Genomic DNA, 20,935 nt, shown 5'->3' on the forward strand with positions numbered 1-20,935 from the left:
GGGCAGGGTTTAGGCTTCAGGTAATTTCGTTACAAGGATGCTGATTATGCAACGTCGCCACTTTTTGAAACTCAGCGCGGCACTGGGCGCGGCGGGTGCGCTGCCGCTCTGGAGCCGCTCGCTCATGGCCGCTACCCGACCGCCGCTTCCTATCCCCGCGTTGCTGGAGGCGGATGCGAATGGCCTGTACAGCCTGACGGCGATGGAGGGCACGACGCAGTGGCAGGGGAAAGCCGTACCCACCTGGGGCTACAATGGCAGCCTGCTGGGCCCGGCGATTCGCCTGAAGCGCGGTACGGCAGCCACCATCAACATTCATAACCGGCTTAAAGAAGCGACGACGCTTCACTGGCACGGGCTGGACATTCCCGGTGAGGTAGACGGCGGCCCACAGGGCGTCATTGCGCCGGGTGCGATGCGTCAGGTGACCTTTACCCCGGATCAGCCTGCGGCAACCTGCTGGTACCATCCGCATCTACACGGCAAAACCGGCCATCAGGTCGCTCAGGGCCTGGCGGGGTTAATTTTGCTGGAGGATCAGCCGTCAGGTACGCTTCGGCTGCCCAGCCAGTGGGGCACCGACGATGTACCGCTTATCTTTCAGGATAAGCAGCTGAGTCAGTCTGGCGAGCATATCGATTATCAACTTGACGTGATGCGCGCGGCGGTGGGCTGGTTTGGCGACATGATGCTGACGAATGGCGTGCAGTATCCGCAGCACGCCGTGCCGCGTGGCTGGCTACGTCTGCGCCTGCTTAACGGCTGCAATGCCCGTTCGCTGCATATCGCGGCCAGCGACAAACGTCCCCTGTATGTTATCGCCAGTGACGGTGGGCTGCTGTCGGAGCCGGTGAAAGTGGATTCACTTCCGCTGCTCCCTGGTGAGCGTTTTGAGATCATGGTCGATACCTCTGACGGCAACGCCTTTGATATCGTTACGCTGCCGGTCACGCAAATGGGCATGACGCTGGCACCTTTCGATCGCCCCCTGCCGCTGGTGAATATCTTGCCGCTGCGGATCATGGCCAGTGCAACTTTACCCGACCAGCTCGCCACGCTGCCAGCTGTGCCAAAAACAGAAGGCCTGACAACGCGCTGGCTGCAGCTCAGTATGGATCCCCAGTTGGATCAGCAAGGTATGCAGGCGTTAATGGCGCGTTACGGTGAGAAAGCCATGGGCAAAGGAGGGCAGCACGCTATGCCAATGGGCAACGACGCGAGCGAGATGAAACATGACAGCGGCGCAGAGACGATGGATCACCAAAATATGGACCATGGCGCAATGTCCGCTGCCGCCTATGATTTCCATAACGGCAATAAAATTAACGGTCTGGCATTTGATATGACGCGTCCCGCCTTCAATGTGAAGCAGGGCGCCGTGGAAAAATGGACCATTTCCGGCGAAGGCGACAGCATGCTGCATCCTTTTCATATTCACGGTACGCAGTTCCGTATTCTTTCAGAAAACGGCAAACCGCCCGCCGCCCATCGTCAGGGATGGAAAGACATGGTGAATGTCGACGGCTGGCGCAGTGAAGTACTGGTGCGTTTCAATCACACCGCCGCCGCCGATCATGCTTATATGGCCCACTGCCATTTGCTGGAGCATGAAGATACCGGGATGATGCTGGGCTTCACCGTGACCTGATCAGGCTTGTTCGAGGGCCAACCGGATGTCTTCTACCAGATCTCCGGCATGCTCGATGCCGATCGATAAGCGTATCGTCGCGTCGGTGATACCGATGCGCTCACGGACCGCATCCGGCACGCCAGAATGCGTGGTTGTGCCGGGATGGCTGGCAAGTGACTCGGTGCCGCCCAGGCTAACGGCCTGCTTAAACAACGCAAGCGCATTGAGAAAGCGAAATGCGGCAGGCTGTCCGCCCATGATATCAAAAGAGAAGGTTGAGCCGGCGCCGCTGCACTGCTCGCGATACGTTTTGCCCGCGGGGCTTTCTGCATCCAGATAGGGCAACCAGTGCAACGCTGCTACCTTAGGATGCGGCTGCAGAAAGGCGGCAACGGCTTCGGCATTGCGAAAGGCTTTTTCCATGCGCAGCGACAGCGTTTCCAGCGAACGGCCAATCATCCAGCTTGAGTGCGGATCCAGTTGCGTACCGATAGCGCTGCGCAGGGCGCGAATTTGCGTCATCAGCGTTTTCTTACCCATCACCGCGCCAGCGATCAGGTCAGAGTGCCCGCCGACATATTTCGTCAGAGAATACAGCGATAAGTCCGCCCCCAGCGTCAGCGGCTGTTGAAAAATTGGGCCCAGCAAGGTGTTATCACAGGCGATGACCGGACGCGAACCCTGATGCCGATCGATCTCGTCGGCGATGCGCCCCATCAGCGCAATATTCACCAGGCTGTTGGTGGGATTCGCCGGGGTTTCCACCAGAATCATCGCGACGCGCCCCTGCGCCATCGCACGATGAGCCGCATCACGCACTTTTGCTTCATCGTGTCCGTCGCTGAAGCCGACCGCCTGAATGTCCAGATTGTGCAGTGTCTTACTCAGCAACGTTTCCGTGCCGCCATACAGCGGCTGCGAATGCAGAATGACTTCTCCCGGTCGTGCAAAGGTTAACAGCGTTGTCGAGATAGCCGCCATACCGGAAGCAAACAGGGCACAGCTTTCCGCCTGTTCGTAAATGGCCAGGCGATCTTCTACGATCTCGCTGTTGGGATGATTAAAGCGGGAATAAACCAGTCCGCCGCTTTTGCCTTCCGGAGGCTGACGACGGCCTGAAACATAGTCGAAAAAGTCGCGGCCTTCTTCTGCGCTGTCGAAAACAAAGGTAGAGGTAAGAAACACGGGCGGCTTCACGGCACCTTCCGACAGGCGAGGATCGTAGCCATAATTCAGCATCTGGGTTTCAGGATGCAGTTGACGATCGCCAACGTGCGTTTTCTTACTTGAGGGTGAAGTCATTGAGATCTCCCAATAAGGTCGTTAACTGCATAACGATATGTTGATAAAATCCTATCATGCAGCAATTAATGCTGTTAAATGCTGTGTTGTTCTAAGGTAATGCTGACTGTGCAACTGCCAGACGACAGGTGAAGATTTTTACTACACGTAAACGTTTGCTTTTTCCGCGCGGCATCAGTACGCCTTTCTACTATGATAGACTGCGTGGCTTTGTGAGCTACCGGGCAAAAGGCAATGAAACATACTGTTGACGTAATGATCCCTGAACAGGCAATCGCCGCGCGCATCGCTGAACTGGGCAAAGAAATCACCGACCATTACCGCGACAGCGGCAGTGATATGGTGCTGGTGGGGCTACTTCGTGGCTCATTTATGTTTATGGCTGATTTATGCCGCGTCATTGACGTTCCGCACGAAGTGGATTTTATGACCGCATCCAGTTACGGCAGCGGTATGTCCACGACCCGGGATGTGAAAATCCTGAAAGACCTGGATGAAGATATTCGCGGCAAAGATGTTTTAATTGTCGAAGACATTATCGACTCCGGTAACACGCTTTCGAAAGTGCGTGAAATCCTGCGCTTGCGTGAGCCAAAATCCCTGGCGATTTGTACGCTGCTGGATAAGCCTGAACGTCGGGAAGTCAACGTCAACGTTGAATACGTCGGCTTTTCTATTCCCGATGAGTTTGTGGTGGGCTTTGGTATTGATTATGCGCAACATTATCGCCACCTGCCTTACATCGGCAAAGTGGTGCCGCTCGAAGACTGAATGCCGTTGACCGCACATTCTTCCAAGGCCTGAGCCCGTCGTTTCGTGTAGGCTTGTCGCGCAACAGCGTTACTGGCGCTGAAAATCGCCCTTAACTAACAGATTAGCCATGCCGTGACGATAGCGTTGTTCAAGGTTCTCCCGGCTGCTTGCCGTCACATCAAGATTGCGCAGGCAGCCATCCTGGATACCGTAAACCCAGCCATGGAGCGACACTTTGCGTCCACGTTTCCAGGCGGATTGCAGAATCGTGGAATGCCCAAGATTATAAACCTGCTCAACAACGTTGATTTCGCAAAGTTTATCCAGGCGTTTATCCGGCGGGAGTTCCCCCAGTAACACGCTATGCTTGTACCAGAGATCGCGAATGTGCAGCAGCCAGTTATCTATGAGACCCAGCTCCGGGTTATCCATAGCGGCCTGAACACCACCGCAGCCATAGTGGCCGCACACGATGATATGTTCAACTTCTAACACCTCTACCGCGTACTGCACCACAGAAAGGCAGTTGAGGTCGGTATGAATGACCAGGTTGGCGACGTTGCGATGAACAAACAGTTCGCCGGGCTCAAGGCCGGTAAGGCGTTCGGCGGGCACGCGGCTGTCTGAACAGCCAATCCAGAGGAAACGCGGTTTTTGCGCCTGAGCCAGTCGCTCAAAAAAGCCGGGATCTTCTTTGACCAGTAATGTGGACCATTCGCGGTTATTACTGATCAGGGTATCAATATCTGTCATGGCGTTAAGCAACCTGTTACTGCGCATTTGCGTGCGCGTACTATAGGCGAAGGCTTCCTAAATTCAAACGGCATTACAATGCCATACAACAGGGTATGTATTCAGAATGACCTATGCACTGGAACTTTCCCGGCTGACCAAGACCTATCCCGGCGGCGTACAGGCGCTCAAGGGCATCGATCTGAACGTCGAAGCCGGTGATTTTTATGCGCTTTTAGGGCCTAACGGCGCTGGTAAATCGACCACTATCGGCATTATCAGTTCGCTGGTGAATAAGTCTGAGGGCAGCGTCAGGGTTTTTGGCTACGATCTGGAAAAAGACGTAGTGAACGCCAAACGCCAGTTGGGCCTTGTCCCACAGGAGTTTAACTTTAACCCGTTTGAAACGGTCATGCAGATCGTAGTGAATCAGGCCGGTTACTATGGCGTTGAGCGTCGTGAAGCCCTGCAACGTGCGGAAAAGCACCTGAAGCAACTCGACCTGTGGGAAAAACGCAACGAGCGCGCGCGGATGTTGTCCGGTGGCATGAAACGTCGTTTGATGATCGCCCGCGCCCTGATGCATGCGCCCAAGCTGCTGATTCTGGATGAACCTACCGCCGGGGTCGATATTGAACTGCGCCGCTCGATGTGGGTGTTTTTGAAAGATCTGAACGCGCAGGGCACCACTATCATTCTGACCACTCACTATCTTGAAGAGGCAGAAATGCTGTGCCGCAACATCGGCATTATTCAAAATGGCGAGCTGGTAGAAAACACCTCAATGAAATCTCTGCTGTCAAAGCTGAAATCGGAAACCTTTATCCTGGATCTGGCCGCGCGCAGTCCGCTGCCGTCGCTGGAAGGTTTCCAGTATCGCCTGGTCGATACATCGACGCTGGAGGTCGAAGTCCTACGTGAGCAGGGGCTGAACAGTGTATTTAGCCAGCTCAGCGCTCAGGGCGTGCAGGTACTGAGTATGCGCAACAAAGCGAATCGTCTGGAAGAGCTGTTCGTCGGCCTGACGCAAGGAAAAACAGGAGCTAAAGCATGACACATTTGTACTGGGTGGCGTTAAAGAGCATCTGGGCCAGGGAGGTGAACCGCTTCGCCCGTATCTGGATTCAGACGCTGGTGCCACCCGTTATCACCATGACGCTGTATTTTATTATCTTCGGCAACCTTATTGGTGCGCGTATCGGCGATATGAATGGGTTCAGCTACATGCAGTTTATTGTGCCTGGCCTGATTATGATGTCGGTGATCACCAACGCCTATGCCAACGTGGCTTCCTCGTTTTTTAGCGCCAAGTTTCAGCGCAATATCGAAGAGCTGCTGGTGGCACCGGTGCCGACGCACATCATCATTGCGGGCTATGTCGGTGGCGGTGTGGCACGCGGCGTTTGTGTCGGTGTGCTGGTTACGGCGGTGTCGCTGTTTTTTGTCCCTTTCCATGTTCATTCATGGATGATGGTTGCCGTCACGCTGCTGCTCACTGCCGTGCTGTTTTCGCTGGCCGGCCTGATTAACGCGGTGTTTGCCCGTACCTTTGACGATATCAGCCTGATACCGACCTTTGTACTGACGCCATTAACTTACCTGGGCGGCGTGTTTTATTCGCTGACGCTGTTACCGCCCGTGTGGCAAGCCATTTCAAAGCTGAACCCGGTGGTGTACATGATAAGCGGCTTCCGCTTTGGTTTCCTCGGCATCCACGATGTTCCGCTGGCGCTGACCTTATCGGTACTGATTGCCTTTATCGTGGTGTTCTATATCGCGGTCTACTTCCTGATTCAGCGCGGGCGCGGATTGCGTACCTGATGCCATGACGGACAAAAAAAGCAGCGATATCGCTGCTTTTTTATGTGGGCCGGGCTTACGCCAACTGTACCGGCAAGGCTTTCGCCAGGCGCTTCATCTGATTATCCCCTTCAAAGTAGGCCACGTTGGGCTTCCACTGACGGGCTTCTGCATCTTCAACCTGCACATAGGAGCAGATAATCAGGATATCGCCTTCACAGGCACAGCGCGCCGCTGCGCCGTTGACCGAAATGATTTTTGAACCTCGTTCGGCGGCGATAGCATAGGTAGAGAAACGCTGACCGTTGGTCACGTTGTAAATATCGATGGCTTCGTATTGCAGGATGCCAGAAGCATCAAGGAAATCCTGATCGATGGCGCAGGAGCCTTCATAGTTGAGGTCTGCCTGCGTCACCTTCACGCGATGCAATTTGCCTTGTAAAACCGTGCGAATCATAGTCAGAAACCTTGTTATACAGCCAAAAATACGACCTGCAGCCTTTACTGCGTGAGGTCGACCTGTTGATTATCGATCAGCCGTGCGTTCCCCAGCCAGGCCGCCATTAAAACCACGGCACGCTGACTGTCCACCGTCAGAGGGGCTAGCGTTTCTGCATCGCAGATTGCCAGGCCATCCGGCCGCAATCCTTTTTCCTGCAGCGACAGATTCGCGGCATCAATAATATCGTCAATCTGCCGCTCGCCATTAGCCAGTCGAGCGGCCATTTCATTCATTACCTGACTCAAACCGGGGGCCAGCTTGCGTTCATCGTCAGTGAGATAGCCGTTGCGTGAGCTGAGCGCCAGGCCATCTTTGGCACGGACGGTGGGCACACCGACAATCTCAATGTCGAACCCCATATCCGCCACCATTTTACGAATGATGGCTAACTGCTGAAAATCTTTCTCGCCGAAGCAGGCAATATCGGGCTGAACCAGATTAAACAACTTGCTGACGATGGTCGCGACGCCGCGAAAATGGCCGGGACGGCTCGCGCCTTCCAGCAGCGATGACAACACCGGGACCTCTACGAACGTCTGATTGGCCAGCCCCTGGGGATAAACCTCGGCAGGTGAGGGAGCAAACACGACATCGACGCCGTGACGGTTGAGCTTCTCGCAATCCTCCTGGAGCGTACGCGGATAGCGAGCCAAATCGTCAGGACGATCAAACTGCATGGGGTTGACGAAAATGGACACGATAACGATATCACCCCGTTCACGCGCCTCGTCGACCAGCGTTAAATGCCCTTCGTGCAGGTTGCCCATTGTCGGCACCAGCGCGATACGTTTACCTTGCTCGCGCCAGCGACGAACGTCACGTCGCAACATAGGCAGAGTGTCGATGATCAGCACGGCAATTCTCCTGAATTACTGGAAACTGTGTTCAACAGCGGGATAGCTTCCTGCTTCAACTTCAGCAATATAGCGGCGGATGGCCGCCCGGATGTCGCCGGTCTCAGCCAGAAAGTTTTTCGCAAATTTGGGCACGTGCCCGCCGGTGATCCCCAGGGCGTCATGCATGACCAGTATCTGACCGTCGGTAACGTTACCTGCGCCGATACCAATCACCGGAATCGCCAGCGCCTGGGTCACGCGCTGCGCCAGCGCAACAGGGACACATTCCAGCACCAGCAGCTGAGCCCCCGCCGCTTCGATAGCCAGCGCATCAGCCAGAAGCTGCTCCGCGCCTGCTTCATCGCGCCCCTGTACTTTATAACCGCCAAAAATATTCACAGACTGCGGCGTTAATCCCAGATGGCCACATACCGGCACGGCGCGCTCCGTCAGCATGCGTACGCTCTCTGCCAGCCATGCGCCGCCTTCCAGCTTCACCATATTGGCCCCGGCTCGCATGAGCTGCGCTGCGTTATTAAAGGTTTGCTCTGGCGTGGCATAACTCATGAAGGGCAGATCAGCCAGTAAGAGCGACTGAGGCGCACCCCGACGCACCGCTGCGGTATGGTAGGCGATATCGCTTACCGTTACAGGCAACGTCGAATCATGGCCCTGTACGGTCATTCCCAGCGAGTCGCCTACCAGTAGCACCTGAATGCCCTCATCGGCAAACAGCCGGGCGAAACTAAACTCGTAGGCGGTCAGGGTCGCGAATTTTTTGCCGCTTTCTTTCCACTGACGCAAATGAGAAATGGTGGTGGGTTTCATGGCGCTCTCAACTCAGAAATTCAGATGGACGCATTTTACTGTATCGCGTTGCTGAGCGGAATCTGTGACGAGTGAATAGATGATCAGCTGTGCCAGGGACGGATGCTGGAGCAGTCAAGTCTGGCCAGAAGCGGCTGAAGCGGGCGGCCATCAGGCAGGTGCAGATTGGGCGCAATCGCCAGCAGCGGTACCAGCATAAATGCGCGATTAAGCAGGTCGTAATGCGGCACGATCAGCCGATCGCTGTTGAGGCTGGCTGTACCAAACAGCATGATATCAATATCCAGCGTGCGCGGGCCCCAGCGCTCGGCTTTGCGAACGCGGCCATGTTCCCGTTCAATTCGCTGGGTTTGATCCAGGAGCGCCTCGGCAGTGAGCGTGGTTTCAAGCGCTACCGCTGCATTAAGGTAGTCCGGCTGGTCGGGTGGGCCATAGGGCGGCGTGCGGTAAAAGGGGGAGGTAGCTACGCGTTGAGTCTCAGGGAGAGCGTCCAGGGCTGAGAGCGCTGCATCAATCTGATGCAGCGGATCGGCAAGGTTACTGCCTAATGCCAGATAAACCCGGGTCATGAGGCGTTGTTGTTATCACGACGCGGAGCCGTTGAACGGCGACGAGGGCGGCGCGTGCGGCTGCGCGGGGCCGGATCGTCTCCCAGGGTATTCAGCATCGTTTTCTGCTGTGGCGGCGCGGCAACCTGGAACTCTCCCCACCACTTACTCAGGCGCAGCAGTTCCGGATTGTTTTCTACCTCCGCTCGCAGCGAGAGCAGGTCGTAAGCAGCACGGAACTTAGGATGCTCCATCAGCTTCCAGGCCCGCTTACCGTGGCGACGAGACATGCGTAGCTGCAGCTGCCAGATGTCGCGAATCAACGATGTGATGCGCTTGGGAATGGCTAACGCACGGCAGGCTTCGTCCAGCGTATCGTTCATGGCCAGGGCAAAGGCATCGTAATAGGTCAGGCCACTTTCCTGCGCAATGCGTTCAGCCGCTTCGAGCTGTGGATACCAGAACATCGCGGCGAACAGGAAGGCCGGATTAACCCGCATATCATTTTGAATACGGTTATCCGTGTTCTTCAGCACCTGGGCCAGCATGCGCTCCATGTGGCTGTCGCCGTTCTCGGTAAAGTTACGGGCCAGCGTAGGGAACAGCGGCTGAAATAACTGGTATTCACACAGCTTAAGCCAGGTACTGTAACCATAGCCGGCCTGCAGCAGTTTTAGCGACTCTTCAAACAGACGCGCGGCGGGCACGTCACGAAGTAACGACGCCAGACGGGGAATCGGCTCAGCCGTTTCAGGCGCAATACGCATATTTAATTTGGCAGCGAAACGCGCAACGCGCAGCATGCGCACAGGATCTTCGCGATAACGGGTTTCGGGATCGCCAATCAAGCGAATAATGCCTTGCTGCAGATCGTTCAGACCACCGACATAATCCCGCACCGAAAAATCGGCCACGCTGTAATAGAGGCTGTTGATCGTCAGATCGCGACGCTGAGCATCATCTTCGATGCTGCCGAAAATATTGTCGCGCAGCAGCATACCGCTCTGGGCACGCTGAGAATTGTTATGATCGTCGCTGGTCTCTTCAATCTGATGATGACCGCGGAATGTCGCCACTTCGATCACTTCCGGCCCAAACATCACGTGCGCCAGACGGAAGCGGCGGCCAACCAGACGGCAGTTGCGGAACAGTTTACGCATCTGCTCCGGCGTGGCGTTTGTGGTCACGTCGAAGTCTTTAGGCTTCTGTCCCAGCAGCAAATCGCGCACGCCGCCGCCAACAAGATAGGCTTCATAACCGGCTTTATTCAGACGATACAGCACCTTGAGGGCATTTTCGCTGATGTCTTTACGTGAGATGGTGTGGCTTTCACGAGGAATGATGGTCATATGACTCTCAGGTTCAACCTCTGCTGGTGCTTCCTCGTCATCACGCTTCAGGACTTTCCGGCAAAAATTAGCGACTCGGGTAAAAATGGGACACCTCGACAGTGACAATTAGGGTGTAGGTAAAATCAGCGGCTAATCATAGCCTGTTGTGAATCATTTGAGAATGCTGTTGTCTATGCATCCGTTATCAGGGCGTTATCGTGAGGTATCAAAGCGATATTCCACTGCTTCACGGCGTCAGACAGCAGTTTCTCCTGCGTTTTGTCCATCCAGCCTTCGGCGACAGGCTGCCCCAGAAAGCGTAAAGCCTGCACCAGGCTCGGCCGCGTATCCCCTTCCGGTAACGCGGGCGCATGATTTTGCTTAGAAAGTTTGTGACCATCGGCCGTCGTTGCCAGCGGCAAATGCAAATAGTCCGGCAGCGTCCAGCCAAATTGCTGGTAAAGGGCAATCTGCCGTACCGTAGGCTCAATTAAGTCTGCACCGCGCACAATTTCCGTGATGCCCTGATGATGATCGTCCACGACGACAGCCAGATTGTAAGCAAACAGCCCATCACGACGATGAATGATAAAATCTTCCTCAGCCAGCCGCCGATCGGCAATGATCTCGCCTCTGAGCCGATCCTGAAAACCATAAACAGGCGCATGCTGGCGCAGGCGCAGGGCCGCACCTTCGGGACCGCGTTGACGATCCCGACAGTGACCATCATAAAAGCCACCGGCTTGCTGAATGCGGCTTCGGGTACAGGTGCAGAAATAACTTTGACGGTGCGCTCTTAACCAGTGCAGTGCATCGCGATAAGCGTTGTGTCTCTGGGATTGCCACATCACCTCGCCATCCCAGAACAGGCCGTAATGCTCCAGCTGTTGCAGAATACGCGTTGCGGCACCGGCGACTTCGCGCGGCGGATCGATATCTTCAATACGAACCAGCCAGCGGCCGTGCTGTGAACGTGCGCTCAGGTAACTGCCTAACGCAGCAATCAGGGAGCCGAAATGGAGTTCGCCAGAGGGAGATGGCGCGAAGCGCCCAACGCAGGATGAGTATGACATAGGCGTTATGAATCACACGGCGGAAAAAGTGGGACTTCTTCCGCCGTGTGGCTGCAGTCAGACGGCAACATTAACCCGCCATTTGCTTCTCACGAATTTCTGCCAGTGTCTTACAGTCGATACACAGATCGGCGGTAGGACGCGCTTCAAGACGGCGGATACCGATCTCTACGCCACAGGAATCGCAATAGCCAAAGTCATCATCTTCGACTTTCTTCAGCGTTTTCTCGATCTTTTTAATTAACTTACGCTCGCGGTCGCGGTTACGCAGTTCCAGGCTGAACTCTTCTTCCTGAGCGGCACGGTCAACCGGGTCAGGGAAGTTAGCAGCTTCATCCTGCATATGTGTAACGGTGCGATCGACTTCGTCCCGCAATTGATTGCGCCAGGCTTCCAGAATCTTGCGAAAATGGTCCAGTTGCGCGTCATTCATATACTCTTCGCCCGGCTTCTCCTGATAAGGCTCCACCCCAGCGATGGCGAGAATACTCAGGGACGATGTTTTACGGTTTTGCCCTTCTTGCATGTTGTTTCTCTCCTGGATAACACGCACTATACCCTTCGATAGCCATCGGTAAGCGCATTCACGCTGACCGTGTTTATGACCCTCTCCTGGGTACATCGATCCCCCAACGGGGAAAAAACAGGCCGCTATAAATAACAGAAGCAGTCAAGGTTGGCAATTATTCCTGATCGCATCTTGACAAGCCTGTGAGGAACAGCGTAGTTGACCCCTGACAGAAGGTAGTCATATCACAGAAGGATGCCAGTGATATTACAATGTTACGTCAACCGGCGTCGTTAATAACATCCCCGCGGATGACAGTTCTGCCCGATAAGCCAAAATCTCCACGCCACTCAGCTGCGCCTGTACCAGTTGCTCTGCGTAAGCGGCATCAATGTGACGCGCCGGGGAAACGTCCTCAATCCCCGAGTGCAGAACGGCAAACAACAAAACGGCCCGATGACCCTCTGCCACAGCCTGACTCAGCTCGCGCAGGTGTTTCTGTCCTCGAATCGTCACCGCATCCGGAAAATAGCCTTTACCTTCCTGTAAAAGCGTCACGGATTTCACCTCAATATAGCACTCAGGTCGATCCTGTGCCTTGAGCAGGAAATCAATTCGGCTTTTTTCAGTGCCATATTTGACTTCGGCCTGACATTCCTCGTAGCCCGCCAGTGGTAAAATCTGGTTTTTGCTTAGCGCCTCACGTACCAGTTGGTTAGCGCGCAGGGTATTCACGCAGATCCAGTGGCCCTGCTGCGTCTCGGTCATCTCCCAGCTATGCGGATATTTGCGCGTCAGGCTGTCAGAGGTTGAATACCAAACGGTGTCGCCCGGGGTTGCACAGCCGGTCATTGCGCCGGTATTGGCGCAATGTATTGTCAGCGTCTCGCCTTCAGGCGTCACGACATCGGCCAGAAAACGCTTATAGCGGGTAACCAGTCGCGCAGATTTGAGAACGGGGGAAAAAAGCATAAGGCTCCTGATTAAGGCAGTAAGGGCCAACTGGCCAGCGTGCGGTAGCGGGTCCGGCCTTGCACGTACTCGGAGGCGAAAAGGGAAAATTCGCTGGCTGAAAATTGCCAGTGAAAGCCGCGAGGGGGCAGGGCGACGGGCTGCGTCGCCGCACGCAGCAGCGTCACGTGGGGATGAAAGGGCTGGGCCGGTTGCCCGCAGCCGTGTCGCGCGGCCTGGGCGCGCAGCAGGCTTGCTAACTGTAACAAGCCGCGCGACGGACGCTGGCAACCCAGCCACACCACGCCGGGACGAGGCCAGTGGCCCGCATCGTCTAATGCGACGTCAAACGCGGGCTGGCGGATACGCGACGCCAGCGTCTGCAACTGGGTTGAGGTTTCAGGGGAGACATCCCCCAGAAAAGCCAGCGTCAGGTGGAGGTTGGCGGCTGCAATCGGGCGGCCAGCATCCTCACTAAACGTGTGTGCCCGCCAGTGCACCAGTTGCTGTTGCAGCGCCTCTGGCGGGGTAATAGCAAAAAATAAGCGTTGTGACGCCATGGCGGTCTCCGGCAATCCTCACGGATGAGTGCTACAATGCGCGCCATCTTAACACAGCCATTCGTGGAGTTTGCGGTGAGTGATCTACCCGTCAGCGCGGTGTTGCCTGACCTTCTGAGCGCGCTTAACGACGCCTCAAACATCCTGCTGGCCGCGCCCACTGGCGCAGGTAAATCCACCTGGTTGCCGCTTCAGCTTTTACAGCATCAGGCGATAGCGGGACGCATCATTATGCTGGAGCCGCGTCGCCTTGCCGCACGTAATGTGGCGCAACGGCTGGCAGAACAGTTGGGTGAACAACCCGGCGCGACCGTAGGCTACCGTATGCGTGGCGAAAGCTGCGCAGGGCCGATGACCCGGCTTGAAGTGGTGACCGAAGGCATTCTGACCCGAATGCTGCAGCAGGATCCCATGCTGGACGGCGTATCATTGGTTATCCTGGATGAGTTTCATGAGCGCAGCCTCCAGGCCGATCTGGCGCTGGCGCTGCTGCTGGACGTGCAGCAGGGGTTGCGTGAAGATTTGAAAATCCTGCTGATGTCGGCGACGCTCGATAACGCCAGGCTGGCAGCCTTGTTACCGAATGCCCCTCTCATTACCTCGGAAGGGCGGAGCTACCCGGTTGAACGCCGCTACACGGCGCTGAGCCAGACTCTGCGGTTTGAAGAGGCGGTGGCGCGCGAAGTCGCGCAGTTGCTGCGAGAGGAAACGGGCTCACTGCTGTTGTTTCTGCCTGGCGTTGCGGAAATCGAGCGGGTAAAGCGAGAGCTGGAAGCGCGCGTTGACGCTGATGTGGATCTGACTCCGCTGTATGGCGCACTTCCCCTTGCGGCCCAGCAACGGGCCATCCTGCCTGCCGCCAGCGGACGCCGCAAAGTGGTGCTGGCGACCAACATCGCCGAAACCAGCCTGACAATTGAAGGCATTCGCCTGGTGGTGGACAGCGCGCAGGAACGAAGCGCGCTGTTTGATGCCCGCAGCGGTGTGACGCGGCTGCAGACCCAGCGCGTCAGTCAGGCCTCCATGACGCAGCGCGCCGGACGAGCCGGACGTGTCATGCCCGGTATTTGCCTGCATCTGGTAGCGCAGGAACAGGCCTCACGCGCGCCTGCGCAGAGCGAAGCGGAAATTTTGCACAGCGATCTCACCTCGCTGTGGCTGGAGCTGCTGCAGTGGGGATGTACCCGTATCGATCAGCTACAGTGGATCGATCTGCCGCCGGAAAAGCATTTGCGTGCGGCCCGGCAGCAGCTGTTGCGGCTGGGGGCGCTGGACGATCAGGGCCATCTTAATGCCCAGGGACGACGAATGGCGCAGTTGGGCAGCGACGCCCGTCTTAGCGCGATGTTATGTGCGGCAGGCGGCGACGCTGATGCCGTTGCCAGCGCGGCCTTGCTGGTGGCCATTCTGGAAGATCCTCCTCGCAGCGCCAGCGTCGATTTACGTGACGCGCTTTATCGTCCATCGCCTCAGTGGCAACGCCGCGCACAGCACTGGCAAAAACGCATCGGCGTCCTGGGTGGCCGGGTGGACGAAGACCGGTTTGCCGCGCTGCTGACTGCTGGATTCAGCGACCGCCTGGCACGACGTCGTGATAACAGCGGCCGGTATCAGCTCGCTAACGGACTGGGCGCGATGCTGGACGAACAACAGGCACTGACGCGTTACGAATGGTTAATCGCGCCCACATTGTTACAAGGCAGCAGCGCGCCGGACGCGCGCATCCTGCTGGCCATGCCCGTCGATATTGATACCTTGACGCAACAGTGTCCGCTGCTCGTTGAACAGCGTACCGAGGTGGAATGGGATGAGGAGAAAGGCACACTGCGCACGTTGCGGCGTGAGCAGATTGGCGAACTGGTCCTGAAAACCCAACCGCTTGCCCGGCCCGATGCAGAAGTACTGCAGGCGGCCATGCTACGGTGGATCAGTAAAAAAGGACTCTCGGTGTTGGGCTGGACGCCGGCGTCCGGGCAGTTGCGCCTGCGCATTCAGTGTGCGGCCCAATGGTTACCCGAGGAGCCATGGCCTCAGGTTGATGACGCCAGCCTGCTTGAGTCGCTCGAACACTGGCTTCTGCCTGAGATGAGCGGAGTGCGCGACCTGAAGAGTTTACAGTCCGTGAACCTTGTCAGCGCGCTCTTACATTTGCTCACATGGTCACAACGTCAGCGGCTGGATACTGTGCTGCCAACTCATTACACTGTGCCCACCGGAAGTCGGCTGCCCATCCGCTATGATGCGGATAAACCGCCTGCACTGGCGGTACGCATCCAGGAAATGTTTGGCGAAGCCAGCAATCCGACCGTGGCAGAAGGGCGGGTTCCACTGGTACTGGAGCTGTTATCGCCCGCCCAGCGCCCTTTACAGATCACCCGCGATCTTGCGGCCTTCTGGCGGGGTGCCTATGCGGACGTGCAAAAAGAGATGAAAGGGCGTTATCCCAAACATCCCTGGCCTGACGATCCTGCCTCTGCCTTGCCGACAAGGCGGACAAAAAAGAATACGTCACAGGGCGGAACCTCAGGTTAATTCAGAGGGTTCTGCCATGCGACAGTGAAGAAAGCAGTTAGAGTAGCGGCGCAGCCGTAAGCTATGCCTGGAGAATAAAACGCATGTCTGGGAACGATCGCGAACCTATTGGGCGCAAAGGAAAACCGCTGCCACCGCGCAGCAGCGCCCGCCGTGGGCGGCGCAGAGACATCGATGACGATGCTCAGGACGATTTTGATGATGACTACGAGGAGGAAGCGCCGGTGCCACGTAAAGGTAAAGGTGGAAAACCGCCGCGCGGCAAACGCCGTTGGCTGGGATGGTTAATTAAGCTGTTCCTGGTATTTGTGGTGGTAATGGCCGCGTGGGGCGTATACCTCGACTCGGAAATTCGCAGCCGTATAGACGGGAAAGTCTGGCAGCTGCCCGCCGCCGTATATGGTCGTATGGTCAGCCTTGAACCTGGCATGGCCTACAACAAAAGTGAAATGATCGCGCTGCTTGAAGGCACGCAATACCGTGAAGTTTCACGTATTACGCGCCCGGGTGAGTTCTCGGTCAAGGGCAACACCATTGAACTGTTGCGCCGTCCGTTTGATTTTCCGGACAGCAAAGAGGGGCAGATCCATGCCCGTATGACCTTTAGCAAAGATGAACTCAGCGAGATTAAAAACGTTGAAACCGGACGTGATTTTGGTTTCTTCCGTCTTGATCCACGTCTGATTACCATGCTGCAGTCACCCAACGGTGAACAACGCCTGTTTGTGCCCCGTGCGGGTTTCCCGGATCTGCTGGTTGATACGCTGATTGCCACCGAAGATCGCCATTTTTACGAGCATGACGGTATCAGCCCCTATTCTATCGGTCGTGCCTTCGTCGCGAATATTACGGCAGGTAAAGCGGTGCAGGGCGGCAGCACGCTGACTCAGCAGCTGGTAAAAAACCTGTTCCTGACCAACGAGCGTTCACTGTGGCGTAAAGCGCGTGAAGCCTATATGGCCGTGATCATGGACGCCCGTTACAGTAAAGATCGCATTCTGGAGCTTTACCTTAACGAGGTGTACCTCGGCCAGGCAGGTAACGATCAGATTCGTGGTTTCCCCCTGGCCAGCCTTTACTACTTTGGCCGACCGGTAGATGAACTGAGCCTCGATCAGCAGGCAATGCTGGTTGGCATGGTAAAAGGCGCTTCGCTCTATAATCCATGGCGTAACCCGAAGCTGGCGCTGGAACGACGCAATCTGGTTCTGCGCTTACTGCAGCAGCAGAAAGTCATCGACCAGGAACTGTATGACATGCTGTCAGCCCGTCCGTTAGGCGTGCAACCGAAAGGCGGTGTGATCACGCCTCAGCCTGCCTTTATGCAAATGGTACGCAATGAGCTGCAGGCGAAGCTGGGCGACAAGGTCAAAGATCTGTCGGGTGTGAAAATTTTCACCACGTTAGATCCGGTCTCACAGGATGCCGCTGAAAAAGCGGTGATCGACGGTATTCCCACCCTGAAAAAGCAGCGCGGTTTGAAAGATCTGGAAACCGCAATGGTGGTCGTTGACCGCTTCACGGGTGAAGTTCGCGCGATGGTCGGCGGCGCCGATCCGCAGTTTGCAGGCTATAACCGTGCGTTACAGGCTCGCCGTTCAATTGGTTCTCTGGCGAAACCCGCGACGTATCTTACCGCACTGAGCCAGCCGAATACGTACCGGCTGAATACATGGATCGCCGACGAACCTATTGCGCTGAAACAGCCCAACGGCAGCGTCTGGAAACCCATGAATGACGACCGCCGCTTCAGTGGCAAAGTTATGCTGGTGGACGCGTTAACCAACTCTATGAACGTGCCAACGGTGAACCTGGGCATGACGCTGGGGCTCAATGCAGTGGTGGATACCTGGACCAAACTGGGCGTGCCAAAAGATCAGCTCAACCCGGTGCCGGCTATGCTGCTGGGCGCACTCAACCTGACGCCGGTTGAAGTTGCCCAGGCGTTCCAGTCGATTGCCAGCGGAGGGAATCGTGCCGATCTGTCTGCAGTGCGCTCCGTCATTGCGGAAGACGGAACCGTACTGTACCAGAGCTTCCCACAGGCCCAGCGGGTTGAACCGGCGCAGGCGGCCTATTTAACGCTCTACACGATGCAGCAGGTTGCCGATCACGGTACAGCGCGCGCCCTGGGCGCGCGTTTCCCGAATGCGCATCTGGCAGGTAAAACAGGCACCACAAACGACCTGATCGACAGCTGGTTTGCGGGCATCGACGGTAAAGAAGTAGCGATAACCTGGGTAGGGCGTGATAACAACCAGCCCACCAAACTGTACGGTGCCAGCGGCGCCATGCAGATCTATCGTCGCTATCTTGATAACCAGGCACCCATGCCGTTGCAGCTGACGCCGCCTGAAGATGTCACGATGATGAATATAGATTCGGCAGGCAACTTTGTTTGTGGCTCGGGCAGCAGCACCTGGCGTTCGCTACCGGTTTGGGCGCTGGATCCCAACGCGCTGTGTCAACAGCAGCAGCAGCAGGTTCAGCAGCAGCAAATGCAGCAGCAACAACAACAGCAACAGCAGCAACAATTGCAACAGCAGCAACAACAGGAACAGAAAGACAGTGATGGCGTTGCGGGCTGGATAAAAGATATGTTTGGTAAATAACCGGCTAAAAGCGGTTAAAAAAAGGCACTCCGGTGCCTTTTTTTGTGCCTGCTGATGATGAAGGAATCGAGCGACAAACAGCGCCACTGAAGGGAATTCCGCTTGCAGAAAATGTTGGATCTCGCATATTATCGAAACGTTATAATAATCATTATCGTTTCGATTCGCTTATTCATCCCCATTTGAGAGACACCTTCATGACTGCGCGCACTACCACTTTTGGTTTCCCACAAAGGTTATTTACCCGTCGCCATCTGGCACTGATGATTGCGCTGCTTTCCTGCGGCGCAAGTTCGCTGGCCTTCGCCGAACAAACGGTGGTGGTTTCGGCCAACGGTGGTGCCGCTGTCGGGCAGGAAAATCCGTGGGGACCGGCGGCCACCGTTGCTGCGAAACGCAGCGCTACCGGTACCAAAACGGATACGCCGATTGAAAAGAACCCGCAGTCGGTTTCCGTGGTCACGCGTGAAGAGATGGAGATGCGCAACGTCAGCAGCGTCAAGCAGGCGTTTAACTATACGCCAGGCGTACTCACCGGCAACCGCGGCAGCTCTTCGGTCATTGACGCGCTGTCGATTCGCGGCTTTAGCGAAACCAACACCAATCAGTATCTTGATGGGCTGAAGCTGCAGGGTGACAACTACTCTGAATTCGCTATCGATCCCTATTTTCTGGAGCGGGCTGAACTGCTGCGCGGTCCGGTTTCCGTGCTGTACGGTAAAAGCAATCCCGGTGGGGTTGTCGCTTTAGTCAGCAAGCGTCCCACTCAGGAAACGCTGCGCGAAGTCCAGTTCCAGATGGGCAACCATAATCTTTACTCCACCGGTTTCGACTTTGGCGGTGCCATAGACGATGCGGGCGTATACAGCTATCGCCTGACAGGCCAGGCCAGCAGCCAGGATGCCCAACAGGCGAACAATAAACAAAAGCGTTACACTATCGCCCCTTCATTCAGCTGGCGTCCGGATGAAAATACCCGTTTAGATCTGCTGACCTATTTCCAGAACGAGCCGGACACCGGCTACTACGGCTGGCTGCCGCGTGAAGGGACCGTGGTGCCGATCACCCGGCCTGATGGCAGCCAGTACAAACTGCCGACCAACTTTGATGAGGGCGAGAAGAGCAACCGCATCTCACGCAACACCAAAATGCTGGGCTACAGCTTCGAGCACCGTTTTGATGATACCTGGACGGTGCGTCAGAATCTGCGCTATGCCGAGTTAACCACGGATTACCGCAGTATCTATGGAAACGGCTTTGATGCAACCACTCAGCAAATCACCCGCGGGTCTGCGGCTTCAGACGAGAAACTGAATCAGTTTGCGGTAGATAATCAGGCTCAGGCTAAATTTGCCACCGGCCAGCTTGATCATACGTTACTGCTTGGCGTTGATTATCAGCGCATGCGAAATGATATTAATGCGGCTTTTGGCTCAGCATTCCCGTTGAATGCGGTTAATCCGCAATACGGCAATGACGCGCTAAACGGCACAGCTTTCCCGTATCGCTATCTCAACAAACAGGAGCAAACCGGCCTGTATGCACAAGACCAGATGGAATGGGATCGTTGGGTACTGACATTGGGCAGTCGCTATGATTACGCAATGACCTCTGCTTTTAATCGCAGTAGCAGTACCGAAGTTAAAAGTCATGACCAGGCGTTTACCTGGCGTGGCGGCTTAAACTATGTGTTCGATAATGGTATCGCGCCGTATTTCAGTTATAGCGAATCCTTCATTCCGACATCCGGAACGACTCAAAGTGGTCAACCTTTCGACCCTTCACGCGCTAAGCAGTATGAAACGGGCGTAAAGTTTGTGCCAAAAGATCGCCCTGTCGTTGTCACGGCCGCGATTTATGAGCTGACAAAGACCAAAAACTTAACAGCTGATCCTAACAGTCCTAATTTCAGCATCCAGAGCGGCGAAATCCGTTCTCGCGGTTTGGAACTGGAAGCCAAAGCGGCGCTAAACGCCAACGTAAACCTGACGGCCTCTTATACCTATACCGATGCCGAGTATACGGAAGATACCCAGCTCCAGGGCAAAACCCCGGTACAGGTGCCCAAACACATGGCGTCACTGTGGAGTGACTATACCTTCCACGAAACCGCGCTGTCAGGCGTCACGGTCGGAGCGGGCGTCCGTTACGTGGGCGAAAGTCAGGGGCTGTATAGCACAGGTCCTGATGCCAACCAGAACTTTAGCGTGGCGGGTTATACCACTGTCGATGCTGCACTGAAATATGATTTAGGACGTTTTGGTTTGCCTGGCTCAACGGTAGGCGTTAACGTTAACAACCTGTTTAACCGCGACTACGTTGCCAGTTGTTACCGTGAGTATGCGTGCTACTGGGGCGCAGAACGGCAGATTACAGGTACCGCCACGTTCCGGTTCTGATAGATGAGGGCGCTCCGGCGCCCGTTTACAGGGATTAC

Annotated in this window: 18 protein-coding genes; 7 read left to right on the top strand and 11 right to left on the bottom strand. The window is 55.8% G+C overall.

The features are described from left to right. Window positions 1–46: 46 nt before the first annotated feature. Window positions 47–1,648: a multicopper oxidase CueO gene (cueO, locus tag EL29_RS01195; protein ID WP_028714823.1), complete on the top strand. Its 1,602-nt coding sequence runs from the start codon at window positions 47–49 to the stop codon at window positions 1,646–1,648. Here the strand turns inward: cueO and EL29_RS01200 are convergent, their stop codons facing one another. After that, entirely contained in the window at window positions 1,649–2,932 is a 1,284-nt protein-coding gene (locus EL29_RS01200) for a cystathionine gamma-synthase family protein (protein WP_028714824.1), read from the bottom strand. A gap of 234 nt (window positions 2,933–3,166) precedes the next feature. On the opposite strand from EL29_RS01200, the gene hpt reads away from it, so the two are divergent. Further along, window positions 3,167–3,703 carry a hypoxanthine phosphoribosyltransferase gene (gene hpt / locus EL29_RS01205; protein ID WP_013024654.1) on the top strand — a complete coding sequence of 179 codons (537 nt, stop codon included), beginning with the start codon at window positions 3,167–3,169 and terminating at the stop codon, window positions 3,701–3,703. A gap of 69 nt (window positions 3,704–3,772) precedes the next feature. Here the strand turns inward: hpt and can are convergent, their stop codons facing one another. Beyond that, on the bottom strand, window positions 3,773–4,438 hold the full coding sequence (gene can, locus EL29_RS01210) for a carbonate dehydratase (protein WP_014606563.1): 666 nt from the start codon (window positions 4,436–4,438) through the stop codon (window positions 3,773–3,775). A 106-nt stretch (window positions 4,439–4,544) separates the two neighbouring features. On the opposite strand from can, the gene EL29_RS01215 reads away from it, so the two are divergent. Together EL29_RS01215 and EL29_RS01220 are read left to right on the top strand one after the other, a co-directional pair. Then, a complete protein-coding gene (locus EL29_RS01215) occupies window positions 4,545–5,471 on the top strand; it encodes an ABC transporter ATP-binding protein (RefSeq protein WP_028714825.1) in 927 nt (308 codons plus the stop codon). Further along, window positions 5,468–6,238, top strand: coding sequence for an ABC transporter permease (locus EL29_RS01220; RefSeq protein WP_013024657.1), 771 nt, complete (start codon window positions 5,468–5,470; stop codon window positions 6,236–6,238). The genes EL29_RS01215 and EL29_RS01220 overlap by 4 nt, the downstream gene beginning before the upstream one ends. 55 nt (window positions 6,239–6,293) lie before the next feature. Here EL29_RS01220 and panD read toward each other — a convergent pair whose 3' ends face one another. The 9 genes from panD to thpR form a co-directional block, all read right to left on the bottom strand. Next, the gene (panD, locus tag EL29_RS01225) at window positions 6,294–6,674 is read right to left on the bottom strand and encodes an aspartate 1-decarboxylase (protein ID WP_013024658.1); all 381 of its coding nucleotides are present in this window, start codon (window positions 6,672–6,674) and stop codon (window positions 6,294–6,296) included. Between the two features lie 44 nt (window positions 6,675–6,718). Then, complete coding sequence (gene panC, locus EL29_RS01230) at window positions 6,719–7,573, bottom strand: pantoate--beta-alanine ligase (RefSeq protein ID WP_013024659.1); 855 nt, start codon at window positions 7,571–7,573, stop codon at window positions 6,719–6,721. A 15-nt stretch (window positions 7,574–7,588) separates the two neighbouring features. Beyond that, window positions 7,589–8,383: a 3-methyl-2-oxobutanoate hydroxymethyltransferase gene (gene panB / locus EL29_RS01235; RefSeq protein WP_019106435.1), complete on the bottom strand. Its 795-nt coding sequence runs from the start codon at window positions 8,381–8,383 to the stop codon at window positions 7,589–7,591. An 83-nt stretch (window positions 8,384–8,466) separates the two neighbouring features. Then, entirely contained in the window at window positions 8,467–8,952 is a 486-nt protein-coding gene (gene folK, locus EL29_RS01240; protein ID WP_013024661.1) for a 2-amino-4-hydroxy-6-hydroxymethyldihydropteridine diphosphokinase, read from the bottom strand. Then, the gene (pcnB, locus tag EL29_RS01245) at window positions 8,949–10,367 is read right to left on the bottom strand and encodes a polynucleotide adenylyltransferase PcnB (protein ID WP_206099803.1); all 1,419 of its coding nucleotides are present in this window, start codon (window positions 10,365–10,367) and stop codon (window positions 8,949–8,951) included. Before pcnB ends, folK begins: the two co-directional genes overlap by 4 nt. 86 nt (window positions 10,368–10,453) lie before the next feature. Continuing rightward, window positions 10,454–11,335 (bottom strand): tRNA glutamyl-Q(34) synthetase GluQRS, encoded by an 882-nt coding sequence (gene gluQRS / locus EL29_RS01250; RefSeq protein ID WP_022622248.1) that lies wholly within the window; start codon window positions 11,333–11,335, stop codon window positions 10,454–10,456. A gap of 70 nt (window positions 11,336–11,405) precedes the next feature. Continuing rightward, window positions 11,406–11,861, bottom strand: coding sequence for an RNA polymerase-binding protein DksA (gene dksA, locus EL29_RS01255; protein WP_006117731.1), 456 nt, complete (start codon window positions 11,859–11,861; stop codon window positions 11,406–11,408). 249 nt (window positions 11,862–12,110) lie between these two features. Continuing rightward, the gene (gene sfsA / locus EL29_RS01260; protein WP_014592945.1) at window positions 12,111–12,815 is read right to left on the bottom strand and encodes a DNA/RNA nuclease SfsA; all 705 of its coding nucleotides are present in this window, start codon (window positions 12,813–12,815) and stop codon (window positions 12,111–12,113) included. Between the two features lie 11 nt (window positions 12,816–12,826). After that, window positions 12,827–13,354 (bottom strand): RNA 2',3'-cyclic phosphodiesterase, encoded by a 528-nt coding sequence (gene thpR, locus EL29_RS01265; RefSeq protein ID WP_028714826.1) that lies wholly within the window; start codon window positions 13,352–13,354, stop codon window positions 12,827–12,829. Window positions 13,355–13,390: 36 nt separating this feature from the next. Here thpR and hrpB point away from each other — a divergent pair, with 36 nt between their 5' ends. The 3 genes from hrpB (at window position 13,391) to fhuA (ending at window position 20,897) form a co-directional block, all read left to right on the top strand. Then, complete coding sequence (hrpB, locus tag EL29_RS01270; protein WP_028714827.1) at window positions 13,391–15,886, top strand: ATP-dependent helicase HrpB; 2,496 nt, start codon at window positions 13,391–13,393, stop codon at window positions 15,884–15,886. 83 nt (window positions 15,887–15,969) lie between these two features. Next, window positions 15,970–18,498 (top strand): bifunctional glycosyl transferase/transpeptidase, encoded by a 2,529-nt coding sequence (gene mrcB / locus EL29_RS01275; protein ID WP_013024668.1) that lies wholly within the window; start codon window positions 15,970–15,972, stop codon window positions 18,496–18,498. A gap of 197 nt (window positions 18,499–18,695) precedes the next feature. Further along, entirely contained in the window at window positions 18,696–20,897 is a 2,202-nt protein-coding gene (fhuA, locus tag EL29_RS01280) for a ferrichrome porin FhuA (protein WP_028714828.1), read from the top strand. The last annotated feature ends 38 nt before the right edge of the window (window positions 20,898–20,935 follow it).

The organism is Pantoea ananatis LMG 2665 (assembly GCF_000710035.2).
Taxonomy (GTDB): domain Bacteria; phylum Pseudomonadota; class Gammaproteobacteria; order Enterobacterales; family Enterobacteriaceae; genus Pantoea; species Pantoea ananatis.

Coding starts and splice junctions, on each gene's coding strand:
- sfsA (WP_014592945.1), bottom strand. CDS start 12,815: ATGCTTTTTTCCCCCGTTCTCAAATCTGCGCGACTGGTTACCCGCTAT.
- hrpB (WP_028714827.1), top strand. CDS start 13,391: ATGCGCGCCATCTTAACACAGCCATTCGTGGAGTTTGCGGTGAGTGAT.
- EL29_RS01220 (WP_013024657.1), top strand. CDS start 5,468: ATGACACATTTGTACTGGGTGGCGTTAAAGAGCATCTGGGCCAGGGAG.
- hpt (WP_013024654.1), top strand. CDS start 3,167: ATGAAACATACTGTTGACGTAATGATCCCTGAACAGGCAATCGCCGCG.
- panB (WP_019106435.1), bottom strand. CDS start 8,383: ATGAAACCCACCACCATTTCTCATTTGCGTCAGTGGAAAGAAAGCGGC.
- panD (WP_013024658.1), bottom strand. CDS start 6,674: ATGATTCGCACGGTTTTACAAGGCAAATTGCATCGCGTGAAGGTGACG.
- folK (WP_013024661.1), bottom strand. CDS start 8,952: ATGACCCGGGTTTATCTGGCATTAGGCAGTAACCTTGCCGATCCGCTG.
- can (WP_014606563.1), bottom strand. CDS start 4,438: ATGACAGATATTGATACCCTGATCAGTAATAACCGCGAATGGTCCACA.
- EL29_RS01200 (WP_028714824.1), bottom strand. CDS start 2,932: ATGACTTCACCCTCAAGTAAGAAAACGCACGTTGGCGATCGTCAACTG.
- mrcB (WP_013024668.1), top strand. CDS start 15,970: ATGTCTGGGAACGATCGCGAACCTATTGGGCGCAAAGGAAAACCGCTG.
- gluQRS (WP_022622248.1), bottom strand. CDS start 11,335: ATGTCATACTCATCCTGCGTTGGGCGCTTCGCGCCATCTCCCTCTGGC.
- fhuA (WP_028714828.1), top strand. CDS start 18,696: ATGACTGCGCGCACTACCACTTTTGGTTTCCCACAAAGGTTATTTACC.
- thpR (WP_028714826.1), bottom strand. CDS start 13,354: ATGGCGTCACAACGCTTATTTTTTGCTATTACCCCGCCAGAGGCGCTG.
- cueO (WP_028714823.1), top strand. CDS start 47: ATGCAACGTCGCCACTTTTTGAAACTCAGCGCGGCACTGGGCGCGGCG.
- EL29_RS01215 (WP_028714825.1), top strand. CDS start 4,545: ATGACCTATGCACTGGAACTTTCCCGGCTGACCAAGACCTATCCCGGC.
- dksA (WP_006117731.1), bottom strand. CDS start 11,861: ATGCAAGAAGGGCAAAACCGTAAAACATCGTCCCTGAGTATTCTCGCC.